The sequence below is a fragment of the Rhizobium sp. ZW T2_16 genome (assembly GCF_044987325.1).
Taxonomy (GTDB): Bacteria; Pseudomonadota; Alphaproteobacteria; order Rhizobiales; family Rhizobiaceae; genus Neorhizobium; species Neorhizobium cellulosilyticum.
Genome location: NZ_JBJDRG010000050.1, coordinates 1 through 3,404 on the forward strand (window position 1 = coordinate 1; position 3,404 = coordinate 3,404).

4 protein-coding genes and 2 pseudogenes are annotated in these 3,404 nt (G+C 55.3%); all 6 read right to left on the reverse strand.

Annotated elements, in window-relative coordinates; all coding sequences use genetic code 11:
• Positions 1-81: pseudogene (locus ACI3K0_RS30570) on the reverse strand (IS6 family transposase); the annotation flags it as partial.
• 51 nt (positions 82-132) lie between these two features.
• Positions 133-225: pseudogene (locus ACI3K0_RS30575) on the reverse strand (type II toxin-antitoxin system RelE/ParE family toxin); the annotation flags it as partial.
• Positions 225-479, reverse strand: a complete 255-nt coding sequence (locus ACI3K0_RS30580) for a type II toxin-antitoxin system ParD family antitoxin (RefSeq protein WP_206829635.1) — start codon at positions 477-479, stop codon at positions 225-227. The gene ACI3K0_RS30580 and the pseudogene ACI3K0_RS30575, both read right to left, overlap by 1 nt.
• Before the next feature lie 120 nt (positions 480-599).
• Entirely contained in the window at positions 600-1,136 is a 537-nt protein-coding gene (locus tag ACI3K0_RS30585) for a ribonuclease H (protein WP_404946972.1), read from the reverse strand.
• Positions 1,126-2,019 carry an alpha/beta hydrolase gene (locus tag ACI3K0_RS30590; RefSeq protein ID WP_404946973.1) on the reverse strand — a complete coding sequence of 298 codons (894 nt, stop codon included), beginning with the start codon at positions 2,017-2,019 and terminating at the stop codon, positions 1,126-1,128. Before ACI3K0_RS30590 ends, ACI3K0_RS30585 begins: the two co-directional genes overlap by 11 nt.
• 633 nt (positions 2,020-2,652) lie before the next feature.
• The gene (locus tag ACI3K0_RS30595) at positions 2,653-2,940 is read right to left on the reverse strand and encodes a hypothetical protein (protein WP_206829632.1); all 288 of its coding nucleotides are present in this window, start codon (positions 2,938-2,940) and stop codon (positions 2,653-2,655) included.
• Positions 2,941-3,404: the final 464 nt, after the last annotated feature.

Here is a 3,404-nt window from a genome sequence, read left to right on the forward strand (position 1 = left end):
CCGAAAGTAGAGCCAGACCGCGTGGGCGATGACCTGGGGTGGGAAGCGATGGCGCTTGTAACTGACTGGCGAGATGGTCATGCACGTGCGTCTATCGCAACCGCTCCTCACAAGGCGTTACCGTGACATCGCCCGTTTGGCAGCAAGTGCACCGAAAACGCGGATGCCTTCTTCCGCGATGGAAATGATATCCTCTTCCGCTTGGACCGATAGGCTGAACGGCATCAGTCGCGTCCGCGACTGATCTCTGCTCGCGCTGTGGCTACAGCAAACAGCTCGTCCGCCGAATGGCTTCCAACGCCGCTTTCAATACCGTCGTCGACAAAGCGCTGCATCTCGGCAACCTTGTCCGTACGAGCTTGGTCTCTGCGTATCAAATCTCTGACGTAATCACTCGCATTGGAGTACCTACCGGTCTTGGCTTGAGCTTCAACCCGATCTTTCATGGGGTCCGGCAGGGATACATTCATCGTCGCCATTCGGGTCTCCTAGATAGGCTAAAGATACCTGTCGATGGCAAAATTTTTCAAATCGACTATGAGTCTCGATCAAGCTCTTGAACCGATACGAACCGCCAACCCCGTAATTCTCCTGCTGCGTCAGCTGAAATCGTAAGCCTTTGGGTCCGTCGGAAACGAGCACGCAGGTTCCTTTACAACGGCCCGCGCCAGAATGTCAGCTCTCACATTGCCGGGAGTGGCAGCATGTCCCTTGCACCATTTGATGTGGACAATGGAATTGCGCTCGAGTAACGCATCGAGCTGCCGCCAAAGATCGGCGTCCGGAATGCGTCTGCGACGAGCATGAACGTTGGCATTTATTCGCTTCCAACCGTTCGTCCGCCAGATCTTTCGCCAACGATGACAACCCTCCATGACGTGAAAAGAGTCTGTCCACAGCACAACGTCTCTGGCTGCCGCAGTAGTTTCGATCCATGTAAGGGCCTTGATCATCGCAAGCACCTCGAACCCGTTGTTGCCTGTCCCGGTTTGGCGACCGCGTTCATCGTGAATTTCCGTGCCATCCTCCATGACCACAAAAGCCCAGCCTCCCCGACCGGCTAGAGGGTCGAATGAACCGTCGGTGTAAACGTGAATACCATTGATCGGATCCGCGAAGAATACATTAATGAGCAAGGATTGCACCCCCGAGTCTGAACGGCGCCGAGATCGCGCCGCCCACTCCATTCAATACGACCGCACCGGTTCCCGCTACAGGATTTGAGAAGCCTTGCCGTAACTGCGGATAGACAGCTGCCAGTGATGCAAACCGATCATGGTTGGTGCCGTTCAGCGAGGGGATCTTTGATATGTCGACGATATCGAGATTTTCCGCTATGGCGAGTTCTCGCGTTCTTGGATCATCGATATCCAGCGAGCCCGCTGTCGCGGCGGATCCTGCGAGCCGTTTGGAGAGTGCCAGTGCAATGTCGTCCTTCGACGCCAGTACGACAATTGGCTTAGTAAGCCTGTCAGTGACCGACAATTGTTTGCGTAATAGGTCGATGTCGATGTCAGGCGCCGCAAGAACCAGCTGATCGATCGCGTGAATAACCTCCGTCTTCCCCATGAGCGACAATTGCCGGATCGACTCGACTGCCAGCCACGCACCCATGCTGTGCGCCATAATCGTGGGACGCACGCCGGCGGCCGAGAGATTTGACAGGACCTGCGCGAAGTCGTCCCGCGCGAAAGCGGCCGAATCCTTGTCAGCGACATAGCCCGTTACCTCTGCCTGCGATGGCCAATCGAAAAGAATGGCCCTTTCCTTGACCTTCGAATCTGCCGCCATCTGCGCCAGTCGGAACAGCGCTTCCTGATGGCTGTAATTGTAGCCATGTACAAAGATACCCGCACGGCCGTAGGTAGGCGATACGGACACCCCACGCGCAAGCCTCGCGAATTCATTAGCTGTCAGTTCACGTCTGCCGATGACCGCGAATGATGTATGAGGATCGGGCTTGGAGACAGGCCACTCGATCTTCGATAGCTGATGTGTAGGCGGAATGGAGATGGTCACTTCGGAGTACCGCAAGCGATCACCTCGCCCCGCAGTATAGGCCCCGCTCTTGTCACTGTCCGGAACGCGGTCAGTCGCGACGAGGATTGCAACACGCGTCGCGTGATTTACAGGTGCGACCACCTTCAGGGTTTCGGGTCCCGGACGGGCGCAGGAGGAAAGCGCCGAAATGGTAACAAGGAGCAGGAATATGATACGCAAAGGGCGGAACTCGTGAATCAGATAGCGAGATCTAATCCCAATCGCGTTTCTAAGACGAGGCGGAAAAAAGGGAAAAGAGTATTTTTCCACTGTGGGGCCCTTGCGGGGCGCATTTCGCTATCCGGTCCGCCGCACGTCGTGATCGGCTGCATTCAATGCATTGGGGTTAAGCGAGGTTACCAGTAAGCCAACGCGGGACCGCCAGGACATGGCAGTGGGCCAGTATTCGCCGAAACCTCCTGATTCGTCGTTCTCCACGATCCAAATCTCAAGACCCCGCGAACGAAACTGCTCTTTCCTCTCTGTCGGGGGACAGATCTTAGTCCGCCACGAGTATGCTTCATAAGCCCAGGGGTTGGACGTCATTGGACGTCCAGATTCTATACGGCGTTATCATTGCGAGCTCGAGAACAGTCCAATGCCGCTCACCATTCATCTTGAGCAAGCTTTGACGCTCAGCGGCTGCTCGTCGAACACGGAATGTTCGGCCATCTTCGGGCTATGCGCGAGGTCTTTGAGGCCCTTGTGCCGCTCCGCTGCGCAAAGCAAATCTGTGACGGACGAGTGGCCTTCCCGAAACAGCGTGATCAACACTGCAGCAGCGATCTCCCGATCAGGGTCGAGTCGTGAGATGTAATTGATCTCGCACCATTCTTCCAACGCGGTATGGAGGATATTGAGTTCTGCCGGTCCAAACTTGGTTTCGAGAAAATTGCGCATGTCATTGTTCGTATCAGTTTTGAGCGCGATATGGGACCGCCGGATAGAGTTTCAAGGAAGAGATGCCTGTCGGTGAAAGGCAAATTTTGAATTCGCATAATCTTATAGAAGCCTTGGCTTCCATCCCTCTTCCCCGCGAACTTTTACCCTTGAGCACCTGCATAACATAGAAGGCTTCGGTGACAAACGCTCCGTCTTCCGTGTTTGGGACAGACATCGCACACGGACGCCGGAGACCGGCGAGGCTTCGTCTATTGCCAAGGCCGAAGGGGAAGCTTTCCTCAACATGCACAGATTAGGCGATGTCACCTTAACTTGAATTCGGATGCGTGGGATGCTTCTGCCTTGAGGATCGATCTCAGGCCATGGCTTCGGCTGCAACTTTCCACTCTGCGATCGCCTGGATACGGTGAACGCGGTTTTGGAATGCGGAGCGTTGCGAAAGGGTTTGGACGAAGTGGTTA

Excerpts from the sequence above, each read along its gene's own strand:
- ACI3K0_RS30580 (WP_206829635.1), bottom strand. The coding sequence starts at position 479 with ATGGCGACGATGAATGTATCCCTGCCGGACCCCATGAAAGATCGGGTT.
- ACI3K0_RS30595 (WP_206829632.1), bottom strand. The coding sequence starts at position 2,940 with ATGCGCAATTTTCTCGAAACCAAGTTTGGACCGGCAGAACTCAATATC.